The following is a 22,581-nucleotide window of genomic DNA, read 5'->3' on the forward strand; positions in this document are numbered from 1 at the left end:
GTGTGCTTAATCGATGTTCAAGCGCATCGGGATCATGGACGAGTGGGCGAAACCGTGCTTTTGGAAAAAACGCTGGGAGTCTTCACTAATTTTGTCCGTCAGTAGTGTGATGCGGGCAAAGTTCTTTTGCTTGGCAAAGTTACTGACGTGATCCAGTAGAAGGGTGCCGTAGCCTTGGCCGCGGTGGCTCGGGTGCATGATAAAGTCTTCCAAGATAAGGACCATTCCGCCCATGGCGGTAGAGATGGTGAAGAGTAGGTTCACCATGCCAAAGATTTGGTCATCATTGCGCAGCACAAAGATGCGCCCCCTTGCGGGCTGTTCAAGAATCATGGAGACGCCTTCGCGTTGTCTTTGTGGGTCGGAAGTGAAATCACCTTGTTGCTCGAAGAGTGCAGTGAGTAGATCGGTGATTTGATCTAAATCTTCGATGGTAGCAGTTTGTACTCGGGGGAGATCGTTGCTGGAACTTAAGGTGCTTTGTTGAAGTGTACTACTCATAATCGGGTGTCTGGAGGATAAGGCACTGATGTTTTAATCCCAAATTTACTTCGAATCGATAAAAAAATGACTATAGAGACGAATGACGTATTGACAAAGCGTCTGAAATACTTAGTTTGCCCGCCCACCCAAGCATCTCGTAATTGAGTGATTGGCGAGGCACATTAATCTTTCAAAAGGATATATCACCATGAGCAAAAGAACTTACCAACCATCTAAGCGTGTTCGCAAGCGTCAGCACGGTTTCCGCGCCCGCATGGCTACTAAAGCTGGACGCGACATCATCCGTCGTCGTCGTCAGAAGGGTCGCAAGCGTCTCCTTCCGAAAGGTGCTGAGCTTCAATACAAGCGTCACACCAAGCAACACACCTAATTGACTCGCAGTGATTTCACTTGGGGTGCGGTAGTCGTATCCCAAGTTATTCACTGTATGATTCAATCAGCAAAGTGAAGCGCCCCATGCGTCTTCCTAGAAAATTCTCGATGAAATCTCGTGCAGAATTTGCACAGGTTCGAGAATTGGGTAGGTCGCGTTCGGGGCGCTATCTTGTTGTAAGCGTGCTGGAGTCAGACGAGCTCGAACATTTTAAGTATGGGCTCATCACCACCAAGAAGATTGGCAAGGCGCATCAGAGGAATTATCTTCGCCGCGTTGTTCGCTCGATCATGAGTGATCACGGAGGGCAGGTGATCGGTAATCGCTACGTGGTGACAATCTTACGTTGGAGGGCTCCAGAGGCTACTTATGAACAACTAGAGCGCGAGTGGTTGAAGCTGGCGCGCAAGCTTGGGGCCTTGCAGGAAGAAGAGTCATGAAGCGTCTGCCAGTGCGAATCATCCAAGGATTGATCCGTGGATACCAAAAGTTTTTGAACCCAATGTTGCGGGTACTATCAGCTGGGACCTACACAGGCTGTCGTTTTTCACCTTCTTGCTCGCAATATTTTTATGAGGCTGTAGAGATGCATGGGGCCATCAAGGGGAGTCTGCTAGGAATCGGAAGATTATGCAGGTGCCATCCCTGGGGCGGCTTCGGACACGACCCAGTCCCACCCAAGAAGAAGTGCTGTTGCTGTGATCAGCCAGTTACTTCTCACAAAGAATCACAAATTTAGACACACACAACAATGGATAGGAAAGCATGGATCATCCTCGTACTTTGTAGCCTTGGCCTGGTTGCCAACTACTACTACATGAGCGAAACCCAGAAGGAGCTTGAAGTACAGCAACGGGTTGAAGAAACAGCCCAAAAGACTGTAGAAGCGGAAGCCCTGAAAGATGGCTTAGTGACTCAGAAACCTACGATCGAGTCGGGTGAAAAAGACCAGCCTCATACTCTCGTCGGGATGGATGGTGAGATTGAAGATGTGATCTACACCTTCACCAACTTCGGAGGCGGCGTGAAGTCTGCCGCATTCCCACAGCAGCAGACGATTTATGGAGAGGGCCATGTCGAGGTCAACGTGCATTCACCCTTTGCTGTTGGTGCCCTTGCCGATGACTACCAGAAGATCGACAATAGCTATTACGAAATCGTAGCCAAAGACGACAAGTCCATCACCTATCGAGGCCAAGTCGCACCGGGAGTTGAAGTGACGAAGTCATGGAAGCTCGTAGAAAAAGCGGAGGCCAAAGGCTACCAGCTTCATTTGGACGTGACCTTCAAGAATGCCAGCGCGAGTGTGATCAATGTTTCTGATTACGGACTCTATACGGGAACAGTGGCTCCCTTGCATGGCAAAGAAATGCAGGACAAAGCAGGGTGGTTTTACTTTGAGGATAGTTCCTTTTCATTCAAACAGCACAAGCCATTCTCGGGGGGGTGGTTCAGCGATGCCAAAGCGGTGGAGATCATCAAGCCATCTTCGCTTGAGTATGCTGGTGTGAATAACCAGTTCTTCACCACATTCATCATGCCGAAAGGCTTCCAAGCTGACTCACTTTGGGCAACTGGACGTGAGCGTGAGATTCAGGAAGACGAAGAGATGATGAAGCGTTGGGTCTTCACCATGGGTGTCAACTTTCCTGACCAGGTAGTCAATGCTGGCAGCGAGCAAAGCTACAGTGTCGATATCTACATGGGGCCAAAGAAGCGTGAGCTGATCAAGCAAGTGGCGCCACACACTGACTCGATCATGAATTACGGATGGTTTAGTGTTTTCGCGACATTCATGAGTTGGGCGCTCAACATGATTCATGGTTGGTTTGGTGATGCTTCATGGGCTTGGGGCGTTTCCGTGATCCTCTTGACAGTATTTATCCGCATCATCATTTGGCCGCTGCACAACAAGTCCACTCGTACGATGAAGCGTATGGGGAAACTGCAGCCGATCATGAAGGAGATGCGTGAGAAATACGCAGACAATCCTCAGAAGCTCAATCAAGAGACCATGAAGATGTATCGCCAGTATGGCGTGAATCCGATGGGTGGGTGTTTGCCAATGTTGATCCAGATTCCAATTTTCTTTGGTGTGTTCAAGATGCTGGGTTCTGCCGTTGAGATGCGTGGAGCGAGCTTCCTGTGGGTTGAAGATCTTTCCCGTCCGGACACAGTCTTTGAAGTGATGGGTGTGCCAATCAACGTTCTTCCAATTGTGATGGCGATCACCATGGTGCTGCAAATGCGCCTCACCCCACAAGCTGGTGATAAACTCCAGCAGCGCATCTTCATGATGATGCCTTTGATGTTCTTCTTCTTCTGTTACAACTACGCAGCCGCCTTGGCTCTGTATTGGTCCACGCAAAACGTGGTGTCGATCGGTCAGACTTTGTTGATGAAAAAGCTCCCTGAGCCAGAGCTCAAGGAATCGGGGAAATCCAGCAATGATGACTCAGCAAAGCCACGCAAGAAGGGCCTCTTCGAGAAATTTGCAGAGCGCCTTGAAGATGTGCAGCGTCAGCAAGAGATTGCGGCCGGTAAAAAGCCTGGAGGGAATGCCCCACAAAATCCGATGGCACCCGGTCAGATGAAGCAAGCTAAGAAGCCAAAAAAGCGCGATCCAAAGACGGGCGGCTAAGTCGATAGGATTCTCTAATCGAACATTTTATCAAAGCGGAGCTGAGCAATCAGCTCCGCTTTTTTCATCGTATCATTACCGCATCTCGTCGGGCATATAGAATCCTCTTGCATCTATGATGGTGGGAACTACCTTGATCGCAAGACAGGGGAGCCGCTGAGGCTGAGAATGGACAGTTACGTGCATGACCCTTGGAACCTGCTGCGGTTAGAACCGACGAAGGGAGTCGCCTGAGATGCTAACAAATTGATCGTATGTAAGGTTAGTTTACTCAGTCAACTCGCCTGTCAGACACCGCTCTCGACAGGCTTTTTTATTTACTTTATACAAACTCAAGACACCTAGAACTAAGTTATTATGATTTCACCAGATGAATCGACGCCAGAGAATTTGACTCAGCGCTCAGACTATACCGGCAACTTTGTAGAGAACATTGACAACTCCGCTGAGCTTGAAGCGATCGAAAAAGATCCCACCATTTTTCCTAACTCGACTCGCGTCTATGTGGGTGGCCAGCTGCACCCGAGTGTGAAGGTTCCGATGCGTGAGATTCGCCTATCAGATACAGAGCATCCGAATGGCAGAGTGGAAGCAAATGCTCCAATCCGAGTCTACGATTGCTCTGGCCCATGGGGAGACCCGTCCTTCAATGGTGATCCACGCGAAGGGCTCCCAGCTCTCCGCCGCGATTGGATCATCGGGCGTGGCGATGTAGTCGAATATGATGGGCGTGAAGTGAAGCCGTCTGACAATGGCTACCTCTCCGACGTGCATGCTGAGAAGTATAACGAAGGAAAGAAGGCAAAGAACAAGCTCAAGGAATACCCGGGACTCAAGCGCAAGCCGCTCAAAGCATCAGCGGGCCACCCCGTCACTCAGAAGTGGTATGCAGACCAAGGCATCATCACCCCTGAAATGGAGTTCATTGCGATCCGCGAAAACATGGGGCGCATCGAAGAATTTAAGACGGTCAACGACCGCTACCCAACACTGGACGAACTTCCTGACGACGCATCTGATGCGATCAAAGAGCTTATCAAGAGCAAGTCGCACACCCCCGATGGCTACAACATGCCGCGTCCATCAGACATTGATCCGTTCAAGCAGGTGTCTCGCAACCGCATGGATCACCAACACCCAGGTCAATCGTTTGGTGCTGAAATCCCGAAGCTCATCACCCCAGAGTTTGTGCGTTCTGAAGTGGCGAGAGGCCGTGCGATTATCCCAGCGAACATCAATCACCCAGAAATCGAGCCAATGATCATTGGGCGTAATTTCCTCATCAAAATCAATGCGAACATCGGTAATTCAGCTGTTGCATCTACCATCGATGAAGAAGTCGAGAAAATGCGCTGGGCCACCAAGTGGGGTGCTGACACTGTGATGGATCTTTCTACCGGCAAGAACATCCACGCCACCCGCGAGTGGATCTTACGCAACTCTCCAGTGCCGATCGGCACCGTTCCAATCTATCAGGCACTCGAGAAAGTGAATGGTAAGATCGAGGATCTTACCTGGGAGCTCTTCCGCGACACACTTATCGAGCAAGCCGAGCAAGGGGTGGATTACTTCACCATCCACGCTGCGGTGCTTCTACGCTTTGTACCACACACAGCTCGCCGCATGACTGGCATCGTCTCCCGCGGTGGCTCCATCATGGCGAAGTGGACGCTCGCGCACCAAAAGGAAAACTTCCTCTACACCCACTGGGATGACATCTGCGACATCTGTGCCGCTTACGATGTTTCTTTCTCGATCGGTGATGGCCTCCGTCCGGGCTCCATTGCTGACGCCAACGACTACGCGCAGCTCGCTGAGCTCGAAATCCAAGGGGAACTCACCACACGCGCCTGGGCAAAAGGCTGTCAGGTGATGAATGAAGGACCAGGCCACGTGCCACTTCACCTCATCAAAGAAAATATGGAGAAGCAAATCGAGTGGTGCCACGAGGCTCCATTCTACACTCTCGGCCCACTCACCACCGACATCGCTCCTGGTTACGATCACATCACTTCAGGTATCGGTGCTGCAAACATCGGTTGGTACGGCTGTGCCATGCTCTGCTACGTGACTCCCAAAGAGCACCTCGGCCTTCCGAACCGCGACGACGTGCGCGAAGGCGTGATCACCTACAAGCTCGCAGCCCACGCTGGCGACCTTGCCAAAGGACACCCAGCGGCGCAGGAACGCGATAACGCGATCTCCAAGGCTCGTTTCGAGTTCCGCTGGCGCGATCAATTCGCCCTAGGCCTCGATCCTGCACGCGCGATCGACTTCCACGATGAGACATTGCCAGCTGAAGGAGCCAAGACTGCTCACTTCTGTTCGATGTGCGGACCCACATTCTGCTCGATGAAAATCACAGCAGACGTCCGCAAGTACGCAGAAGACAACGGCTTCACCGAGGATGCAATCGAGGAAAAAGGTCTGGAAAAAGCGACCGCTGAGCTCACTGGCCAAGCGTAGTCATAGCAATCATTGATCATTTATTCAAAAGCTCAGGCGCCAAGGTGTCTGAGCTTTTTTTATTGAAATGAAGTTATCATGTGATGTGTTGCAAGTTTTCATTTGAAGGTGTTCATCTGATGTGATACATTCTCTCATATGAGAAGTGGTGTGGTGCATAGTTTCCTCCCGAAAAAAGAAGAGAAGTCTCTAAAACTTGCAGAGGCTGAGGACTCATATGGAGCAGAGAAGACTCTCGTGCAGCTGCTCAGAGAGGGCTTTCCGATGGCGGAGTTCCATTGCCTCCAGGACTTACTTCAAGTGCCTGAAGAGGAATTGGGGCGCCTGATTGGTATCTCGCAGGCTACCTTGCATCGTCGCAAGAAGCTGGGCCGCCTAGACACACCGGAAAGTGAACGTGTCGTGCGTGTGGCACGCCTCTTCGGCATGAGTATGGAAGTCTTTGAAACGGAGATTGCCACGCGTGAGTGGCTCAAGTGCGAACACCCTAGCCTCCTCAATGAATCACCATTGGCGCATATGGATACCGAATTCGGCGCTCGAGAAGTAGAGAACCTCATCGGTAGGCTCGATCATGGAGTATTCTGTTAAGTCGAAGCTGTCGGAGCTCAGTGCTGCTGCGGAGGATGAAGGGATGCTCTACGCCTATCGTATCGTGGCCCCTCGTTGGGTGGAGTCTGCATTTAGTGGAGAAGGGGCTCACAAGTATGGTGGCCGATGGAATGCCCCAGGTAGGCATGTTGTTTATTTGGGAGGCTCTCGTGCTCTGACGGCCTTGGAAATGCTGGTGCATCTCACCACCCCAAGTTCTCGTAAAAAGACCTACCAGCTCATACGTGTTGGGATTCCTAGGGAAGACCTTGCTGTCTATCCATCAGAGATCTTGCCTGCACACTGGAATGCTGAGCCGTCGATGGAACCGACTCAAGCCATTGGCAATGATTGGGTCGATGCCGCTGCTCAGCTCGCCCTCATGGTCCCTTCGGCTCTGATTCCTGAAGAATACAACCTCCTCCTCAATCCAAAGCACCCACGCTTTTCAGAATTAATGATCGAACCTCCGTTAGATTTCCGCTTTGATCCGAGGTTATGAGAATTTGTCTAATGCTTTCGATACGCTGAGGTTGCACTTAGCACTTTTCACTCGCTCTATCATGGCTATGGTTAGGGTATGGCTATTGAGACCTATGAATCGTTTGCTCCTGAAGTCCATGACTCGGCGTTCATCACTGCGAGTGCGGATGTGATCGGGCGCGTGCGTGTGGAGGAGGAAGCAAGTATTTGGTACAATGCGACCTTACGTGGCGACATCAACGAGATCGTGATTGGTCCGCGTTCTAATGTGCAAGATAATGCCGTGATTCACTTGGCAGATGATTATGGAACCTACCTCGGTGAGTTGGTGACTGTAGGGCATGGTGCGATTGTTCATGCAGCAACAATTAAAGATGAGGTGTTAGTTGGTATGGGTGCCTGTGTGTTAGATGGTGCAGTTGTTGGTGAACGTTCGATTATTGGAGCCAATTCATTAGTGACTGGAGGCATGATCATCCCACCGGGTTCTCTCGTGATGGGTTCCCCTGCGAGGGTGGTGAAGAGCCTAGATCTTGATGCTCAATCCAAGGTGAGGCATTGGGCTGAGAAGTATGTAAAACAGTCGCGTTTATATATGGCGCGAAGCAATGGTGGCGTGGTATAGTGGGATATTCTAATTGTTAAATTGTGATGCAAGCTGAGGTGGTACGTGTGGAACCTGTGGCTCTGATTCAGTCAGAGACAAGCTGCATGTTGTTCATTAAAGGGGAGCATAAAACGATGGTCATGCACATTGACCCGCATGTAGGGAATGCGATCAACCTAGCTCTGGGGTATCAGAACACACCGCGGCCCATGACTCATGACCTATTTATCAATAGCCTCAATGGCATGGGTGCTAGGATCAGGCGTTGTGTGATTGTGGAAGTGGATGATCAAGAAGTCTATTATGCTAGATTGATCATCGAAGCTCAGAACGAGGTGATGCAGCGCAAGGTTTTAGAGATTGATTCTAGACCCAGTGACGCCATTGCCCTCGCAGTGCGATGCGGAGCGCCTATGTACTTTGTGAAGGAACTCTGGGATAATTTAGAGGATGCAACCGCATTGTTGGAATCGATCCAAAACGGTGAGGATTGAATGGTCCTCCATTCCCATTAATTCAAACATTCATACGAATTTGCTAGATCTATCAAATCGAATCGAGCATAAATGCTACTGTGATGAATACAATTCTAGCTGAATTAGATACAAGCACGATCATAAACCTCGTGTCCCAATGGGGCGGTAAAATTTTACTCGCGCTCCTTACCCTCATTATCGGTTTTTATATTGCGAACTGGGTGGGGGTGCTCTTAGGAAAACGCCTTGATCAGAAAGGGGTTGATCCAACGGTGAAACCGTTTTTATGCGGCCTGGCGGCCACTCTCATTAAGGTAGCAGTTGTTGTTTCTGCAATTGGCACCCTAGGGGTAGAGGCCACCTCTTTCGCAGCGATCTTTGCTTCGATGGGTTTGGCTGTCGGTATGGCGCTGAGTGGCACCTTACAGAACTTTGCTGGTGGCGTGTTGCTGCTCGTGTTCCGACCATTCAAGATTGGAGACGTGATTGAGACGCAAGGGTACACTGGATGCGTGAAAGAAATTCAAATTTTCCAGACATTTCTAACAACACCTGATAACAAGTTGATCATGGTGCCGAATGGCAAGGTTGCGAACGACTCAATGGTCAACTACTCAGCGATGCCTGAGCGTCGCGTCGACTTTGTATTTGGCATCGGCTACGGCGATGACATCGATCAGGCCCGCGGTGTGATTGAGCAGGTGATAGGTGAAAATACTGCCGTCATCACTGACGAACCTGGGCGTGAGCCAATGATCGTAGTAGGTGAGCTAGCAGACAGCTCGGTGAACTTCACTGTGCGAGTTTGGGTGAAGTCAGCAGACTATTGGGATGTGTTCTTCTCTACCAATGAGAAGGTGAAGAAAGCCTTCGACGCAGCAGGCGTTTCTATCCCATTCCCACAACAGGATGTTCATGTCTTCAAGCAAGGATAAACTGATCTTCTGTGATTACTTTGGAATAGATCCAACAGAAAACCCTCACAGATACGTAGCACTATGAATACATCAGAAAATATTGAAAGCCGTCGTTCGATCAAACATTACGATCCTGAGCACGTCATGCCCGAGGCAGATCTCCAGGAGCTTCTCCGTCTGACCAAACTCGCACCATCATCCTTCAACATGCAGAACTACCGCATCTTGGTGGTTCGTAATCCTGAGCTGCGCCAGCAGCTTCGCGAAGTGGCATGGGACCAAGCACAAGTGACAGATGCCTCTGTGCTCTTCATCCTGTGTGCAGATCTCAAGGCGCACCAAGCAGACCCTTCAGACTACTGGGGGCACGCACCGCAGGCAGTGCAGGATATTCTGGGACCAATGATCAAGCCGTTTTATGATGGCAAGGATCAATTGATTCGTGACGAAGCGATGCGTTCTTCAGCACTTGCTGGCATGACGCTGATGTTAGCGGCTCGCGACCTCGGCTACGATTCTTGCCCGATGGTCGGCTTTGACCCGGATGCTGTTTCTAAGTTGATTAACCTACCTGATGGCTATGCGTTGAGCTTTATGCTTCCGGTGGGTAAGAAAGCTGAAGAAGCTTGGGACCGTGGCGCCCGTCTTGCTGACGATAAAGTGGTCTCTTACGACAGGTTCTAAAAAAATTTAAAACATTCCTCCCGAACACAACACCCTACAGGATTTTGTCTTGTAGGGTGTTCTTGTATCACTACAAAAAAGCCTGAGTGCATCATGTGACTCAGGCTTTGAAAATAATGCGTACTCAGTCGCTTTTTACTAGAGAGTCGACTTCCAGCGCGCTACTTCACTTTTCACATTTTCGACACTTGGAGCACCTGGGTTGGTGCGCGCTTTGAGCGCGGTCTCAAGCGAAAACACATCCTTGGCATCGGTGCCGTAGTGTTCGGAGATTTTAGTGAGGTCGATTTGGTCGAGTGGGGTCTTCGACTCGACAGCGACGGCGACCGCCTGCCCTACGAGTTCATGAGCGGAGCGGAAGGGCACGCCATTCTTGACCAAGTAATCGGCAAGATCGGTAGCGAGCAGCATGGGGTCTGAGGCTGCGGCTTTGCATTCTTCGACATTCACGGTCATTTCTGCGATCATCTCAGTGTTCACTGCGAGCGCCATCTTGAGGGTGTCAATAGAGTCGAAGAGTGGTTCTTTATCTTCCTGTAGGTCGCGGTTGTAGGTTAGAGGAAGCCCTTTGGCGGCAGTGAGGAGGGAGACGAGGTTTCCGTAGAGGCGGCCTGTCTTACCGCGGGTGATTTCACAGACGTCTGGGTTCTTCTTCTGTGGCATGAGTGAAGAACCAGTGGTGTGAGCGTCGGAGAGTGTGGCGAAGCCAAACTCGCTGGAACACCAGAGAATGAGGTCTTCGGAGATGCGTGATAGGTGAGTGCCTACAAGTGCAAAGTCAAAGAGCAGCTCCATGATGTAGTCGCGATCTGAGATAGCATCCATGGAGTTAGTTGTGACTCTATCAAATCCTAACTCTTCAGCAATTTGCTGGCGATCTAGGTTGATGGTAGAACCTGCTAGAGCCCCTGAGCCAAGTGGTGAAACGTTGACGCGCTTGCGGGCATTTGCAAGGCGGTCGATGTCGCGAGCAAACATTTCTACGTAGGCGAGCAGGTGGTGCCCAACAGTCACTGGCTGGCCACGCTGGAGGTGGGTGTAGCCTGGAATGACTGCATCTGCGTATTGCTCGGCCTGCTTGAGCAATGCGCCTTGCAGTTCTTTGATTTGGGTGCTGAGTGTGTCGATTTCTTCGCGACAATAGAGGCGGGTATCGGTAGCGACCTGGTCGTTGCGAGAGCGCGCGGTATGAAGTTTTCCGCCAGCAGCGCCAATGCGCTTGGTGAGAGCGGACTCGATGTTCATGTGGATGTCTTCGAGTTCGATGGAGAAGTCGAAGTTACCGGCGTCGATGTCTTTTTCGATCTCACGGAGTCCAGCCTCGATCTGTTGGAATTCCTCGTTGGTGAGGATACCAGCTTTGACTTGAGCACGGGCGTGGGCGATGGAGCCGGCGATGTCGTGCTTGTAGAGGCGCCAATCGTAGGAGATGGATTCTCCATATTGTTGTACGAGATCAGCGGTAGCTTTTGAAAATCTTCCTTTCCACATGTGCTAGGTCATAGGAGAGAAAGGCGGAGCTGTGAAGTGATAATTGCGAATTTGTTCGCCTGAGACATTGCCAGTAGGGCGGCAGCTTGTATTCGCCATGAAAACAAGGAGAGAAAAGGGGAGGGACAGCGGCACTTCAGCAATGGTAGGCTGAAGTTAGGGGAGGGGAATGTGTTGCAGGGATGAAAGAGTTCGTCCTGCTTAGGTGGTGGGCTCAGAACGGACTTATTGGTCCGTGATTGGCAGCTTGGCGTAGTCGGCCTTCTGCGGTGCATAGGTCTTGATATCCCCACTGTGGTTGAAGGCGGACGCCAGCCAAACACCGAGTAAGATCAATGAGCTCCCAAGAAATAGGCGTAATTTCATGCACCCAGTTAGTTAATTTTGTAAGGAATTGTCAACTATTTGCTACCGTTAATGAGTTATTTGTTGTTATGAATGCAATCGTTCAAAGCAAGTGACTTAGGTGATCTTGTTAGAATATTCACTTTATACCACCACGATCATCGATGTCCCATCCAGAACCACGCTGCCCGTACCGGCACATAGTATTATTTCAATTTAAGGCAAGCGCGGGAGCTGAGCAGATAGCAGACATTGAGCAGGCATTCATGGCGCTCAAGTCAAAGATTGAAGTCATCGAGTCAATGGAATGGGGGCAGAATGTGAGCCCGGAGGGATTGAATGATGGGCTTAGCCATGCTTTTTCTCTAACCTTTGCGTCGAAGGAAGGACTTGAGCAGTACCTCCCGCATCCTGCGCACCAGGCATTCGGCGAGCAGTTGCGACCAATTTTGGAGAAAGCGGTGGTGCTTGATTACGTGGCGCAGCCGGTCTTGGGGTGATTTACCATGGTTCTTCCCAGAGTCTGAAGCCTCCGGTGAAGGCTGCGTTGTTATCGACGCATCGGGTGTTTTCCGGTAGCTGTTCGATGAGTTTGGCATTGCCGCCACCTAGCACGACTTCATTGGCGGTAAAGGCGGCGCGCAGGATCTTAACGACCTCGAGAGCTTCGTGTTGCCAGGCATCGAAGCCCATATCGGAGAAACCATTTTTACCGACGAAGTCTTCAAAGCTTTTGCCGTCGCGGTAGGGAAGGTGACCAGCTTCCATCGGGACAGGGGTGTAATCTTTGATTAGCGTGGTGCCGAGCCCTGTGCCAAAGCCGAGGAATAGCATGGTGCCGCCTTGGTAGCAACCGACTGCTTGCATGGCAGCGTCGTTGATGACTTTACAAGGCATGCCAAAGGCTTCTTCGAAATCAAATCCAATCCAGCCGGTGCCTAAGTTTACCGGGTCAAGCTGTGGGCTGTTGTTGTCACAGACACATGGGCAACCGATGGAAATCACCTCGTAAGTCCATTCATGGGTAGCTTCTTTGACTTGATCGACGAGTTGTTGGGGATGCAAGTCTGGATCTGATGGGATCTTGATACGCTTCTCTTGACCCGTGGCTAAGAGCTTGATGTTAGAACCGCCAATGTCGATGACGAGTGTGGGTCTCGAGTTAGATGAGTTATCCATAGCTAGTGACATCATAGGACGAATCTAGCTCATCGCACAATATTGAATCTTAGCTACTAGCGGTCAATTTGTTGGAGTTGTGCGGTCGGAACCCAGGCATGTTTGTTGTTGGGGAGTTGGATGTGCGTCCAAGCATTGTTTGTTTCGAGGATGGCGCACTCTACTCCATCACTGAGCGGCACCTGGAAGGCATTGGCAAAGCGATGGCTGGGGCCTTTTTTGGCAATCGCATGATCGACGATGACGACGGCGGCGTTTTGGTGCTTGGTTTCTGAATGGATGGTCAATCCAGCCAGTACTGCAAAGATGCATAAAGTCATCACACAGATTTTGCGGCTTCGGGGTGAACGTAGGTAGAGGTAGGTGAGCAGGCTAATCCACAGAAAAGTAGAACATAGGCTGAGGGCGCTGCGCAGCCAGATACGCGGGATCTTGAGTAAGGCCTGCCCGCTGTGAGCTCCTGTGTGGATGGCCACGAGTGAGCGGGCTGACGCTAGGTTGTCCGTCACTTGAGAATCGAGGGGCAGGTAGTAGCTAGCAGAGCGGAAGGCTGCAATCGAACGCCCAAGTTCGCCAGCGTGAAACCAAGCATTTCCAGCATTGTAGTAGGACTTTCCTGGGAGGTGTCCAAGATCTGCAGCAGCTTCGTAGCACAGGGCCGCTTCGGCAAATTGTTGCTTTGATTCGGGACTTAGTTGTTGAGCTTGAGCGAAGCGTTGCTCAGCTTTGGACCAAGGGGACGAGGCGTTGGCTCGTGGCGAGAAGATGATGGCAGTGATTATGATGCACAAGGTGGTAACTCCAGCCATGGCCTTGCTGATACGCTTGGCGATTGGCAACAAATTGGGGAGCTGTGCGGGTGATTTAGCAGACGCATAGGCTTGTTGATCTAGAGTCTTGTGCGTGGCGATGACTTGATCAATATCCTGCTGATTGACCTTAGCATGCTGTAGGCATTTTATTGAATCGGCGCTGGTCCAGGCGCCTGGTTTGGCGTGGTGTTGGACGGCAATCCATTGGATAAAGGCTGCGGCTTGTTCGGGGGTTCCTGGCTTGGATCGCTTGAGTGAGAGCATGGCCTTGCGCGATGCTTGGAAGGCTGGGTCTAGCTTGAGGCGGCGTCTCAGTTGCACCACTGGCCATAGAGAGATCATGGCGATGGCTCCGATGAGAAGCATGCTGCTAAGATTTTCTGAGAGGCAGACGATCAATGATTGGATGAAGTCCTGCATGGTATTGGCTTGGTGGTTACTCCAGATTCCATCTGGCTGAGTCTGGAGTGTGGTGGGTGATTGGAATTGGCTAAGTGGTAGAGTAGAGGCGTCTTCGAGTGGGCTAACATTGAGCGAGATTGATGCTGAGCTTAGTGTGGCGTAAGCCCCCGCATCGGAATCGAATACGATTAGTTGGATTGGTGGTATTTGTTGCACTGAGGGGGTGAGAATCCTCATGCGATTTTGGTATGTTGTGTGCTGAGGGTTCCATGTGCTCGAGCGTGTGGAGTCGATGATAAAGCGTTCATCGAAGTCTGCAGATTGTCTGAGCGAAGGCATGTCTATCAAACTCTGAGGAACGGGAGTGTTGAGTTGTGTGGTGTGGGTGAGCAAGTCGCCAATCTTTGATTGTTTAGGCTCGATGTTTTGGGAGACTTCAAGGGGGAGGAACAAACCACTGAAGGTTTGATCGGCAGGGAGCTCAGGGAGTGGAAGAACCTCAATTTCTAGGGCTTGCGATTCGATCCACCATTCTTGGAACTGTGCTTCATCGGGCGGTGTGGTAAAGAAGCTGTTGTTAAAATGAGCGGCGTAGTGGCCAAACATAGCTTTGGGTTTTGCTAGCTTGGCGACTTCTAGTCGGGTTCTGGGGAGTGTGTGTGTGCCGGCTCTTTCGAATTTCAGGTAGAGCGGTAGGCTCACCGTACCTAATGCCTTTTCATTGCCCGCGATCTTCTGGCGGGTGGCGATCACACGGCGCCCGCCGATTGGTAGTCCAATCTGCTGATCTTCCTCAGCGGTGTTGCGTGGGATGGCCACTTTGATGCCTTCATCGTGGAAGAAGCTGGGGTTGAGGCGTAGATTCTGGAATGCTCCGGCATGGACGCTGCTCATCCAAGTAAGGTCGACGCGCAGCGGTTCACCTACGTAGACCTTGGTTTTGCTTGGCACAATGTTGAGCGCCATCTTATCGACTTGTTGAGGGGCATCGACATTGAATGTCGACGCTTGTGATGTCAGGGTGGATTGGCCCGAGCGGAATTGGAGCGCGGGGAAGGTGAGGTTCCCTGCCTTGTGGGGGATGAAGCGCAGGTGGAGTATGGACTTGATCTGTGGGGCCTTTGGCTTCGTTTCAAGCTGGTAATCCAGGAGCTGCAGGTGATCGCCCAAGTTGGTGAGATTGGTGGGTTCATCGATGATCTTGTTGAAGCTTAACGTGGCGCGTACGGGCTGGTGGATGAAGAGAGACTTCTGGAGCAGCTCTGGGCGCGGCGTCTCAGCGTGCACGCATGCTGCGCACATGGCGATCGCGAGGCTCAGTATGGGAAGTAAGGTGCGCATCAGTAGTCGTTTTCAATGTTTGCGGCATTTTTACTGGCGCGTTTTTGTTGTCTGAACTGGAGGTTTCCTTGTTCTTCCTGAAGGATTTCTTCTGCAGAGTAATTGGGGGTTGGCAGCCCTTGCATTGCGGCACTGGCAGCGAGGTCGCCCTGTTTTGCATCGTCGCTCAATGTCGATTGCGCATGATCATTCATCTCATCAAATTGTTCTGAATCCTCACCGGGTAGATCGGATTCATCTCCCTCTTCACTGGCTTTCTGTGAGTCGCCTGAAAGGGACTTGAGGATCAATTCTATGGTTTCAATGGCGGCCGTCTGCCTTTGCGAGGCTGGGAACCATTGTTCAGCTTGGAGCAAGTAGGTGTGGGCTTGAGTGAGCGTGGGGATAAGCTTCTGACCATGTTCGAGTGCTTGGCTCATGAAGGTGATGGGAGGCGCGGCAGGTGGGAGTTGTTCTAGCAGCTGCTGATGCAGCTCCTCTATCATCTCTATGGCTTGCTGACTGGTATTGAGAACCGTTAGTTGCTGTTGTGCTTGTGCTGGCTCGCTGAGGCGGTGTTGGAGCACCTTGTCTCTGAGTTTGACTTGTGCATCGAGAGCTTGCTCGAGGAGGGCGATGATTTTGGCAAGTTCCTCCTCGAGTTCTTTTTCTTGTTCTTCGAGTTCTTGAATTTGGGTTTTTAGAGAGTCCATCCACTGTGAGCAATGTGCGATGGCGGCACTATGGCGGCGTTGCTGAGGGTTGTGACGTGCACTGCTGAGGAAGGCGTGGCGTGCCTGTTGAGCAAGCTGGTAGGCGGTTTTTGGCGTGTCGGCTGATTTAGCCAAAGCGCGGAGGCTGAGACCTAGGTTCATCTGGACGGCCGCGAGTGTTGCTGGGCTTTGGTTGGCCTCTATCATCCTAACATAGAGTAATTGGAACTCGGTAGCGGCTTCTTCGTAGCTGTGGTTTTGATAGAATGTGGCGGCTTGCTCGAAGCTAGGAGGGCGATTTTCTGTGTTGAGTTCACGGGCATCGAGGGTTTGCATGCAGGGGGTGATGCAAAGCGCTAGCATGGTGGCGTGACCGATCTGAAGCCCGCGCTTGCCCCAGAGCTCGGAGACCAGGAGAAGGAGGATCGCTGGAAGGATCAACCAGAGCGCGGCTTCCTGGTAGACGACAGCTCCTTCTGCCATGTCGCTGGACTGGCTTGATTTGTCTTTGATGAAGTCGTGGTAGAGATGGCCGAGATTGAATGGTTGGGTGCCAGCGGGGTGGTACTCGGCGCGAGGTGTTATTGAGGCAAATTGTTTGAGTGCTAGGTCATCGAGCTTGGTTAAGACAGGTTTGCCATTTTGTGTGAGCTCAGAGTCTTGACCATCTCGTTGGATCGGGATCGGTGAGCCTACAGACGGGTCGCCAAGTCCGACGAGCAAGACATCGACTTCATCGCGATTGAGGGCCTGAGCGACACGGTCCATGACGGATCCATGGTCTCCACCGTCGGTGAGTACGATGAGGTCTTGCACGCCTTTGCGACCATCTAGGTAGACTTGGTCGATCACTTTCTCTACGGCGGATTGTATTGTGGTGCCTCCGAAATCGACACTGCGGGGGTGTGCTTGGTCCAGCATGTAGCGCAGGAAGTCGTGATCGTAGGTCAGTGGGCAGAGGATGGAGGAGCTGCCAGCGTAGACGACGAGGCCGACGCGTTGGTTAGGAATGCTGGGTAGGGTGTCGCGTATCGCTTGCTTGGCAAGCTCCAGACGCGAGGGGCTGAGGTCGTTTGCGAGCATGCTACGGGAGACGTCGAGGGCAAAGACTAAGTCACGGCCCGGCTTGTTGAGGGACTCCACTTGCGGGTCGTAGCCTGGGCGCGCTAGGGCTAGGCACAATAGGGCGACTGCCAGCACGCGGAGCACATCACGTAGCTTGCGGTGGGTTGGTGTGTTGCCGCCCATCGAGCGCAGTAAGGTGATGCGCCTTTTGCGTGCGTGGGTGAGCAATGCCACCAGCGGAAAAATCAGCAGCAAAAGCAGCAAGTAGACGGGCTCTTGAAAGGTGAACTGGTTCATGGCACGACGCGGAGGATGGTGGCTTCCAAGACCAAAGCTAGGGTGAGAGAAAGGAGACCGAGGGAGAGAGGAATCCAAAATAGTTCGCTGATTCGCTCGTGATCGCGGGTGGTCATCTGCGCGGTTTCAAGTTGATCGATTTCAGCGTAGACAGCGCGCAATGAGGCGAGGTCGTGGGCTTGGCGAAAGATGCCGCCAGTCGCAGTACTGATGTGTTCGAGTGTCTGTTCGGCGGCGTTGAGTGTGGGAGTGGTTTCTTGGTGATCGCCTAGGCTGATGCAGTAGATCTTGCAAGCCCAGGATTTTGCGAGTCCAGCCGCCTCGAGTGGGAGGTGGGCGCCTGAGTTGTTTTCTCCGTCGGTGAGCAGGATGATGACCTTGCTCGTGATGGCATTGAGTTCATCATCGGATTGTTGATGTTTGAGCTCTTCGAGTTTCTGTAGTCGTGCTGCGGCAATCGCAAGGGCGTCTCCGTAGGCAGTGCCGTCCTCGTTCGGGCGTTCTTGGATGTCCAGGCTGCGAACGATTTGTAGCAAGGCTTGGTGGCCAAAGGTGAGTGGGCTACGGGTGTCGGCGTAGCGGGCGAAGGTGATCAGGCCGATCAGGTCATTCGGGCGCCCAGCGAGCTCCTCGCCATCACCTTCGATGAAGGTCTCTACCATTTCTTTAGCAAGCTCCATGCGAGTGATCGTGGTGCCGTCGTGGCGGTAGGCTCTCATGTCCATGCTGCTCGAAACATCGACCAACAACTGGATAGCAATCCCTTCGTTGACGTCTTGGCTGAAGTTGGATTGCGTTTGAGGACGGCTCAAAGCGATGATGAAAAGGAAGATGGACGCGTGGCGCATGGCCACGGGGATCCAGAGGTATTTGGCTTTGCCGTGGTCGGCGTGGCCCCATTGTTGCGTGGAGGCGACCGTGAGAGCGCTGCGCTTGCGCTTGCGGCGTAAGAGGAACCAAAAGAGGGGGGTCAAGATGAGGAACCATGGCGCGCTGATGCTCATCCTTGGGCCTCCTTCTGTAATTGTTGCAGTAGCGCGTATGCCTGTGGATCACGGGCGTAGAGTGCGGATTCGAGAACGGCTCTCTGGGTGGCTGTGAGTGAGTTGCCCTGGAGAAGCGACTGGATGGTGCCCCGAGGGATGACTCCGGTTTTAAGTGCCTCGATTAACACGCTGAGTGTCGGGGGAGCGGTAGCTGTGGGGATAGGTGTCACGCGCTGTCGTTGATACTTGAAGAGAAGCACACCAAGCAAGGCGATGCCTCCGACGCAGAGACTGATCCATAAGGGGAGGGAGGTGTTAGGTGATGCATCTTGGGGTAGAGTGAGGAGCTCTGTGCTGAGCTGCTCTGTAGTTGGTGAGGCAACGGTGACTGTGATGGGGGGGGCTGTGATTGTTCGTGTCTGTGGGCCGCGGGTGAGTGTGGCGAAGATGCCATCGATGGCGATCTCGCCGCTGCGGGTAGCCTGCAGCGTCCATGCGTGGGATTGGCAAAAGTGCCCCCCGAGCATCTGAACGGGGTTCTTGGTGCTATTGCTGAGGTAGATATCAGGCATCTCTTCGATGAAGAATGCAGTCTCCATGAGTGTGGGGCTTCGCAGTGTGGCAGTGAGAATCAATGGCTCACCCACGGTGCAGCGTTCGCTGGAAATGCTGACTTGGAGTTCTTGGGCGCTAGCAGTGATACTGAGGAGCGCTGTCCAGATGATGAGTAAGGTACGCATGATCGGTTTAGCCTCCTGTTTCGTCAGCTTCTCGGCGGTGTCTGGCATGAAAATAGCCTGCGAGCGCTTCGGCTGTGTTGTCGCCTACGTTGACTTCAAGGAGGTCGATTCCTGAGCTGAGCATGCTGTGTTTGAGAGCTGTGCTATGTTGTTGGTGTCCTGAGCTGGCGGCGCTGTCGACTACCCGTTGTTCGCCAGTTTCGGCATCTTCAATACGCATCAACCCCCGTGCGTTTTTGGCCGTTGCGGGATTGGTGTCGGCGATATGGATGGCATTGACATCGTGACGCAGAGAGAGCGACTGCAACTCCTGGCTGTATGCGTCGGTGAGAAAGTCGGAGATGACGAAGACGATCGAACGCTTCTTGGTGATGTGGCCAAATTGCTGAAGCGTTTCGACGAGATTGGTGCCGCGCCCCTGGGGTTGAAAGTTGCTGAGAGCATCCATGATACGGAGTGCCTGGCTGCGGCCTTTGGCAGGTGGGATGACGAGTTCGACCTGGTCGGTGAAGGCAATCAAGCCGACACGGTCTTGGTTTTGGATAGCCGCCATGGTGAGCATGGCGCCCAGCTCGGTCATGGTGCGTCGTTTGCGCCCTTGTTCGTCGTGTGACATCGAGGCGGAGAGGTCGACGAGAAGATAGAAAAATTGTTCACGTTCTTCGATGTAGCGTTTGATGTGGGCTTCGCCGGTGCGGGCAGTGACCTTCCAATCCATGGCTCGTACGTCGTCTCCAGCTTGGTAGAGGCGCACGTCTTCAAATTCGATCCCTGAACCTTTGAAAATCGAGCGATATTCCCCAGCCAGTAGGTGTTCGACTGGGCGGCGGCACTTGAGCTCTAGCAAGTTGAGCTGATGTTCGATGAAATCATTCACTTAGTGTTTCGGCACGGGTACTTGACTGAGAATTTGGTCGATAAGCGCGTCGGAGCTGAGCGATTCAGCTTCGGCGCGGTAGGTGATGGCAATGCGGTGTCGTAGGATGTCATGAGCGACATCTTTGACATCTTGGGGGAGGGTGAAGTCGCGCCCTTGCAAGAGGGCCCTCCCTCTCGCGGCGAGCGACAAGTAGATCGAGGCGCGTGGTGAGGCTCCAAAGCGGATGTAGGGGCTGAGGTCTAGGCCGTAGTTGGCTGGGTGGCGGGTGGCATCGACAATGCAGAGCAGGTAGCGCTCGATTTTTTCATCAATAAAGACGGACTCGAGGTCCTGGCGCAAACTCATGAGTTCATCCATGGTCAGCACAGCTTCTACCTCTAGCATGGGCTCGGCCTTGGCCATGCGTTGGATCACCAAAAGTTCATCCTCCATGCTTGGGTAGTCGACCTTGAGTTTGAACATAAAACGATCCACTTGCGCTTCTGGCAGGGAGTAGGTGCCTTCCTGTTCGACTGGGTTCTGCGTGGCAAGTACGAGGAAGGGGCGGGGCAGTTCATAGGTCTTTTTACCCAAGGTTACCTGTTTTTCCGCCATGGCTTCCAGCAGAGCAGACTGCACCTTGGCTGGGGCTCGGTTGATTTCGTCTGCCAGCAAGATGTTGGTGAAAATCGGGCCTTTATCGGCGTTGAAACTATGATCACGTGGGTCGTAGACTAAGGTGCCGGTGAGGTCTCCAGGGAGGAGGTCGGGGGTGAATTGGATGCGGCTGAATTGGGCGTGGATCGACTTTGCAAGGCTGTTCACCGTGAGTGTCTTGGCCACTCCTGGGACACCTTCTAGCAGGACGTGACCATTGCAGAGCAAGGCAAGCAATAAGCGATCTATCAGAGATTCTTGTCCAACGACGACTTTACTGATGCCCTCACGGATAGTTTCAAGCGTGGCGGATGCCTTGTTGGTGTCAGTACTCATAAATATTTAGGGTGTGTGGGAAGTGATGGCTACGCTGCAGTATTGGCTGGTATTTCAAAGAATGCAAACACCCGAAGAACGCTTGTTTGCGCTATGTAGATCATGTTAGTTGCTGATAGATGGGAGCGTTTTTGAGTTAGAAATCGCTTGTTGGTTTGGGCTTTCTGGTGCTGATTCTGCCGCCGCGAGCTTGGCGGATCGGGTCGAAGACGGGGTCCATGCCGCATTCTTTGATCGCGTGTACGGCTTGCATGAGTTCCCCGAGTTGTCCTTTAGGGAAGCCACGTTCGGCGAACCAAGCGAGGTATTCTGGTGGTAGGTCGGTGAGCGGGATGCCGTGAGGTGGGTAGTGGTTTGGTCCAAACTTGCCGAAGGGCATGTGCGCATTGCTGATGCTGGCAAGGAGGTTGCGAAAGTCTTCGCGGTCGATTTCTGTGATGTCCATGTGGGATGAATGATTTGCTAGAGCTGTGCTGCATGTGCGCGTTCAAATTGAATCTTTCTTGTCAGATTTGTCTTTTCCTATGCGTATCATTTTCTACAACCATATCACTACAAATGAATTTGTGAACCACCACCCGATGATGAAACTACACACATTACTTTTTGGCGCCTCACTCTGGTTTGGCATTTCTGCGACAGGGCTTGCGCAACTTTCGGTACAAGACCTGCAAAAGTCTGTACAGAAGGTCCGCCAGCAAGAACAACAATTGAATCAGCAACGACTTGAGCTGGAAAAGAAGCGGCACAAGATCGAGGCTCAGATCACGATCATTCAGAACCAAGCGGCATTCGATCAGGCGGTTTCTGCGATGAAAGTGCAGAAGCCAAAGAAGAAGCGAAAGTTGCTCATCTACTCACGCACCCGTGGCTTCAGACACGACTCGATTCCTTATGGAGTCTACACTCTCACTGAGCTGGGAAAGCGTACCGGCGCCTACGATGCGGTATCTAGCGAAGATCCGAATGTTTTCCTCCAGCCTGACTTCATGGAGTACGATGCCGTTTTGATGCTCAGCACGACTGGGAATGATGTTATCCCCAAAGGGCCAGCACGCGAGGCATTCCAGAAATTTTTGGCACAGAAGCGTGGTTTGGTAGGTATCCACGCGGCCACCGACTGTCACCGTGATTGGGACCAATACCTCACTGCCATGGGGGGGCTCTTTGATGGGCACCCATGGAATGCTCATGATGTGGTGACTTTTTATAATGAAGAGCCGGATCACCCGATCTGTGAACATATCAAGACGGGCGATACTTTCCGCGATGAAATCTACCAATACCGCGACGACCAATACTTCTCTCGCGACAACTTGCGTATCTTGTTGAGCCTCGACCTTTCAGGCAAGAACATGAAGAAGCCTGGGATGAAGCGTAAGGACAATGACTACCCAGTTTCTTGGATTCGTAAGTACCAAGGATCTCGCGTGTTTTACTCAACTCTGGGTCACAACAAGGCCACGTTCCACAGCGTGATGGCGCTGCAGCATTTCCTCAATGGTATCCAATTTGCGATGGGCGATCTCGCAGCAGATGCTCGCCCAAGCTCAGAGGTGGGGAATGGCAAGCCGCAGCCCCTGCCAGAAGGGTTCTAGGATTTATAGCTAGATCTATTCCAATCAAGAAAAGCGCCC

The 22,581-nt window shown here is 52.2% G+C and carries 24 protein-coding genes and 1 riboswitch; of the genes, 13 read left to right on the plus strand and 11 right to left on the minus strand.

The genetic code is table 11. The features are described 5' to 3' along the window. Positions 1–6: 6 nt before the first annotated feature. A complete protein-coding gene (locus F454_RS0107130; RefSeq protein WP_018969954.1) occupies positions 7–501 on the minus strand; it encodes a GNAT family N-acetyltransferase in 495 nt (164 codons plus the stop codon). Positions 502–691: 190 nt separating this feature from the next. Here F454_RS0107130 and rpmH point away from each other — a divergent pair, with 190 nt between their 5' ends. The 11 genes from rpmH to F454_RS0107180 all read left to right on the plus strand — a co-directional run bounded on the left by rpmH (position 692) and on the right by F454_RS0107180 (position 9,742). Then, positions 692–874 (plus strand): 50S ribosomal protein L34, encoded by a 183-nt coding sequence (gene rpmH, locus F454_RS0107135; protein WP_018969955.1) that lies wholly within the window; start codon positions 692–694, stop codon positions 872–874. 86 nt (positions 875–960) lie between these two features. After that, complete coding sequence (rnpA, locus tag F454_RS0107140) at positions 961–1,317, plus strand: ribonuclease P protein component (RefSeq protein WP_083912923.1); 357 nt, start codon at positions 961–963, stop codon at positions 1,315–1,317. Then, positions 1,314–1,616, plus strand: a complete 303-nt coding sequence (gene yidD / locus F454_RS16100; RefSeq protein ID WP_083912924.1) for a membrane protein insertion efficiency factor YidD — start codon at positions 1,314–1,316, stop codon at positions 1,614–1,616. The genes rnpA and yidD overlap by 4 nt, the downstream gene beginning before the upstream one ends. A 12-nt stretch (positions 1,617–1,628) precedes the next feature. Further along, the gene (gene yidC, locus F454_RS15720) at positions 1,629–3,518 is read left to right on the plus strand and encodes a membrane protein insertase YidC (protein WP_018969957.1); all 1,890 of its coding nucleotides are present in this window, start codon (positions 1,629–1,631) and stop codon (positions 3,516–3,518) included. Between the two features lie 136 nt (positions 3,519–3,654). Then, positions 3,655–3,760, plus strand: a riboswitch (TPP riboswitch). Positions 3,761–3,875: 115 nt separating this feature from the next. After that, entirely contained in the window at positions 3,876–5,984 is a 2,109-nt protein-coding gene (gene thiC, locus F454_RS0107150) for a phosphomethylpyrimidine synthase ThiC (RefSeq protein ID WP_018969958.1), read from the plus strand. A gap of 138 nt (positions 5,985–6,122) precedes the next feature. Continuing rightward, on the plus strand, positions 6,123–6,575 hold the full coding sequence (parS, locus tag F454_RS14530; RefSeq protein WP_018969959.1) for a type II RES/Xre toxin-antitoxin system antitoxin: 453 nt from the start codon (positions 6,123–6,125) through the stop codon (positions 6,573–6,575). Then, a complete protein-coding gene (locus F454_RS0107160; RefSeq protein ID WP_018969960.1) occupies positions 6,559–7,077 on the plus strand; it encodes an RES family NAD+ phosphorylase in 519 nt (172 codons plus the stop codon). The genes parS and F454_RS0107160 overlap by 17 nt, the downstream gene beginning before the upstream one ends. Before the next feature lie 78 nt (positions 7,078–7,155). After that, a complete protein-coding gene (locus F454_RS0107165) occupies positions 7,156–7,683 on the plus strand; it encodes a gamma carbonic anhydrase family protein (RefSeq protein WP_018969961.1) in 528 nt (175 codons plus the stop codon). Between the two features lie 86 nt (positions 7,684–7,769). After that, positions 7,770–8,159 carry a bifunctional nuclease family protein gene (locus tag F454_RS0107170; protein ID WP_018969962.1) on the plus strand — a complete coding sequence of 130 codons (390 nt, stop codon included), beginning with the start codon at positions 7,770–7,772 and terminating at the stop codon, positions 8,157–8,159. Between the two features lie 83 nt (positions 8,160–8,242). After that, the gene (locus tag F454_RS0107175; RefSeq protein ID WP_018969963.1) at positions 8,243–9,076 is read left to right on the plus strand and encodes a mechanosensitive ion channel family protein; all 834 of its coding nucleotides are present in this window, start codon (positions 8,243–8,245) and stop codon (positions 9,074–9,076) included. Between the two features lie 63 nt (positions 9,077–9,139). After that, on the plus strand, positions 9,140–9,742 hold the full coding sequence (locus tag F454_RS0107180; RefSeq protein WP_018969964.1) for a nitroreductase family protein: 603 nt from the start codon (positions 9,140–9,142) through the stop codon (positions 9,740–9,742). A 138-nt stretch (positions 9,743–9,880) separates the two neighbouring features. Here the strand turns inward: F454_RS0107180 and argH are convergent, their stop codons facing one another. Both argH and F454_RS16310 read right to left on the minus strand, forming a co-directional pair. Further along, the gene (gene argH, locus F454_RS0107185; protein WP_018969965.1) at positions 9,881–11,233 is read right to left on the minus strand and encodes an argininosuccinate lyase; all 1,353 of its coding nucleotides are present in this window, start codon (positions 11,231–11,233) and stop codon (positions 9,881–9,883) included. 225 nt (positions 11,234–11,458) lie between these two features. Then, the gene (locus F454_RS16310) at positions 11,459–11,599 is read right to left on the minus strand and encodes a hypothetical protein (protein WP_018969966.1); all 141 of its coding nucleotides are present in this window, start codon (positions 11,597–11,599) and stop codon (positions 11,459–11,461) included. 143 nt (positions 11,600–11,742) lie between these two features. Here F454_RS16310 and F454_RS14535 point away from each other — a divergent pair, with 143 nt between their 5' ends. Then, entirely contained in the window at positions 11,743–12,078 is a 336-nt protein-coding gene (locus tag F454_RS14535; protein WP_018969967.1) for a Dabb family protein, read from the plus strand. A gap of 1 nt (position 12,079) precedes the next feature. Here the strand turns inward: F454_RS14535 and F454_RS0107200 are convergent, their stop codons facing one another. The 8 genes from F454_RS0107200 to F454_RS0107235 form a co-directional block, all read right to left on the minus strand. After that, positions 12,080–12,757: an ROK family protein gene (locus F454_RS0107200; RefSeq protein WP_156817181.1), complete on the minus strand. Its 678-nt coding sequence runs from the start codon at positions 12,755–12,757 to the stop codon at positions 12,080–12,082. Positions 12,758–12,813: 56 nt separating this feature from the next. Further along, on the minus strand, positions 12,814–15,312 hold the full coding sequence (locus tag F454_RS0107205; RefSeq protein WP_018969969.1) for an SH3 domain-containing protein: 2,499 nt from the start codon (positions 15,310–15,312) through the stop codon (positions 12,814–12,816). Further along, entirely contained in the window at positions 15,312–17,366 is a 2,055-nt protein-coding gene (locus tag F454_RS0107210) for a VWA domain-containing protein (RefSeq protein WP_018969970.1), read from the minus strand. Before F454_RS0107210 ends, F454_RS0107205 begins: the two co-directional genes overlap by 1 nt. Next, positions 17,363–18,370, minus strand: a complete 1,008-nt coding sequence (locus tag F454_RS0107215) for a vWA domain-containing protein (RefSeq protein WP_018969971.1) — start codon at positions 18,368–18,370, stop codon at positions 17,363–17,365. The genes F454_RS0107210 and F454_RS0107215 overlap by 4 nt, the downstream gene beginning before the upstream one ends. Further along, entirely contained in the window at positions 18,367–19,140 is a 774-nt protein-coding gene (locus F454_RS0107220; RefSeq protein WP_018969972.1) for a hypothetical protein, read from the minus strand. The genes F454_RS0107215 and F454_RS0107220 overlap by 4 nt, the downstream gene beginning before the upstream one ends. Next, complete coding sequence (locus tag F454_RS0107225; protein WP_018969973.1) at positions 19,100–19,969, minus strand: DUF58 domain-containing protein; 870 nt, start codon at positions 19,967–19,969, stop codon at positions 19,100–19,102. The genes F454_RS0107220 and F454_RS0107225 overlap by 41 nt, the downstream gene beginning before the upstream one ends. Next, a complete protein-coding gene (locus F454_RS0107230; protein WP_018969974.1) occupies positions 19,970–20,944 on the minus strand; it encodes an AAA family ATPase in 975 nt (324 codons plus the stop codon). Between the two features lie 136 nt (positions 20,945–21,080). After that, complete coding sequence (locus F454_RS0107235) at positions 21,081–21,389, minus strand: DUF3820 family protein (RefSeq protein ID WP_018969975.1); 309 nt, start codon at positions 21,387–21,389, stop codon at positions 21,081–21,083. Between the two features lie 136 nt (positions 21,390–21,525). Between F454_RS0107235 and F454_RS0107240 the strand changes: the two genes are divergently transcribed. Further along, on the plus strand, positions 21,526–22,542 hold the full coding sequence (locus F454_RS0107240; RefSeq protein ID WP_169334343.1) for a ThuA domain-containing protein: 1,017 nt from the start codon (positions 21,526–21,528) through the stop codon (positions 22,540–22,542). Positions 22,543–22,581 lie beyond the last annotated feature (39 nt).

It is taken from the genome of Rubritalea marina DSM 17716 (assembly GCF_000378105.1).
In the GTDB taxonomy this organism is placed as follows: domain Bacteria; phylum Verrucomicrobiota; class Verrucomicrobiia; order Verrucomicrobiales; family Akkermansiaceae; genus Rubritalea; species Rubritalea marina.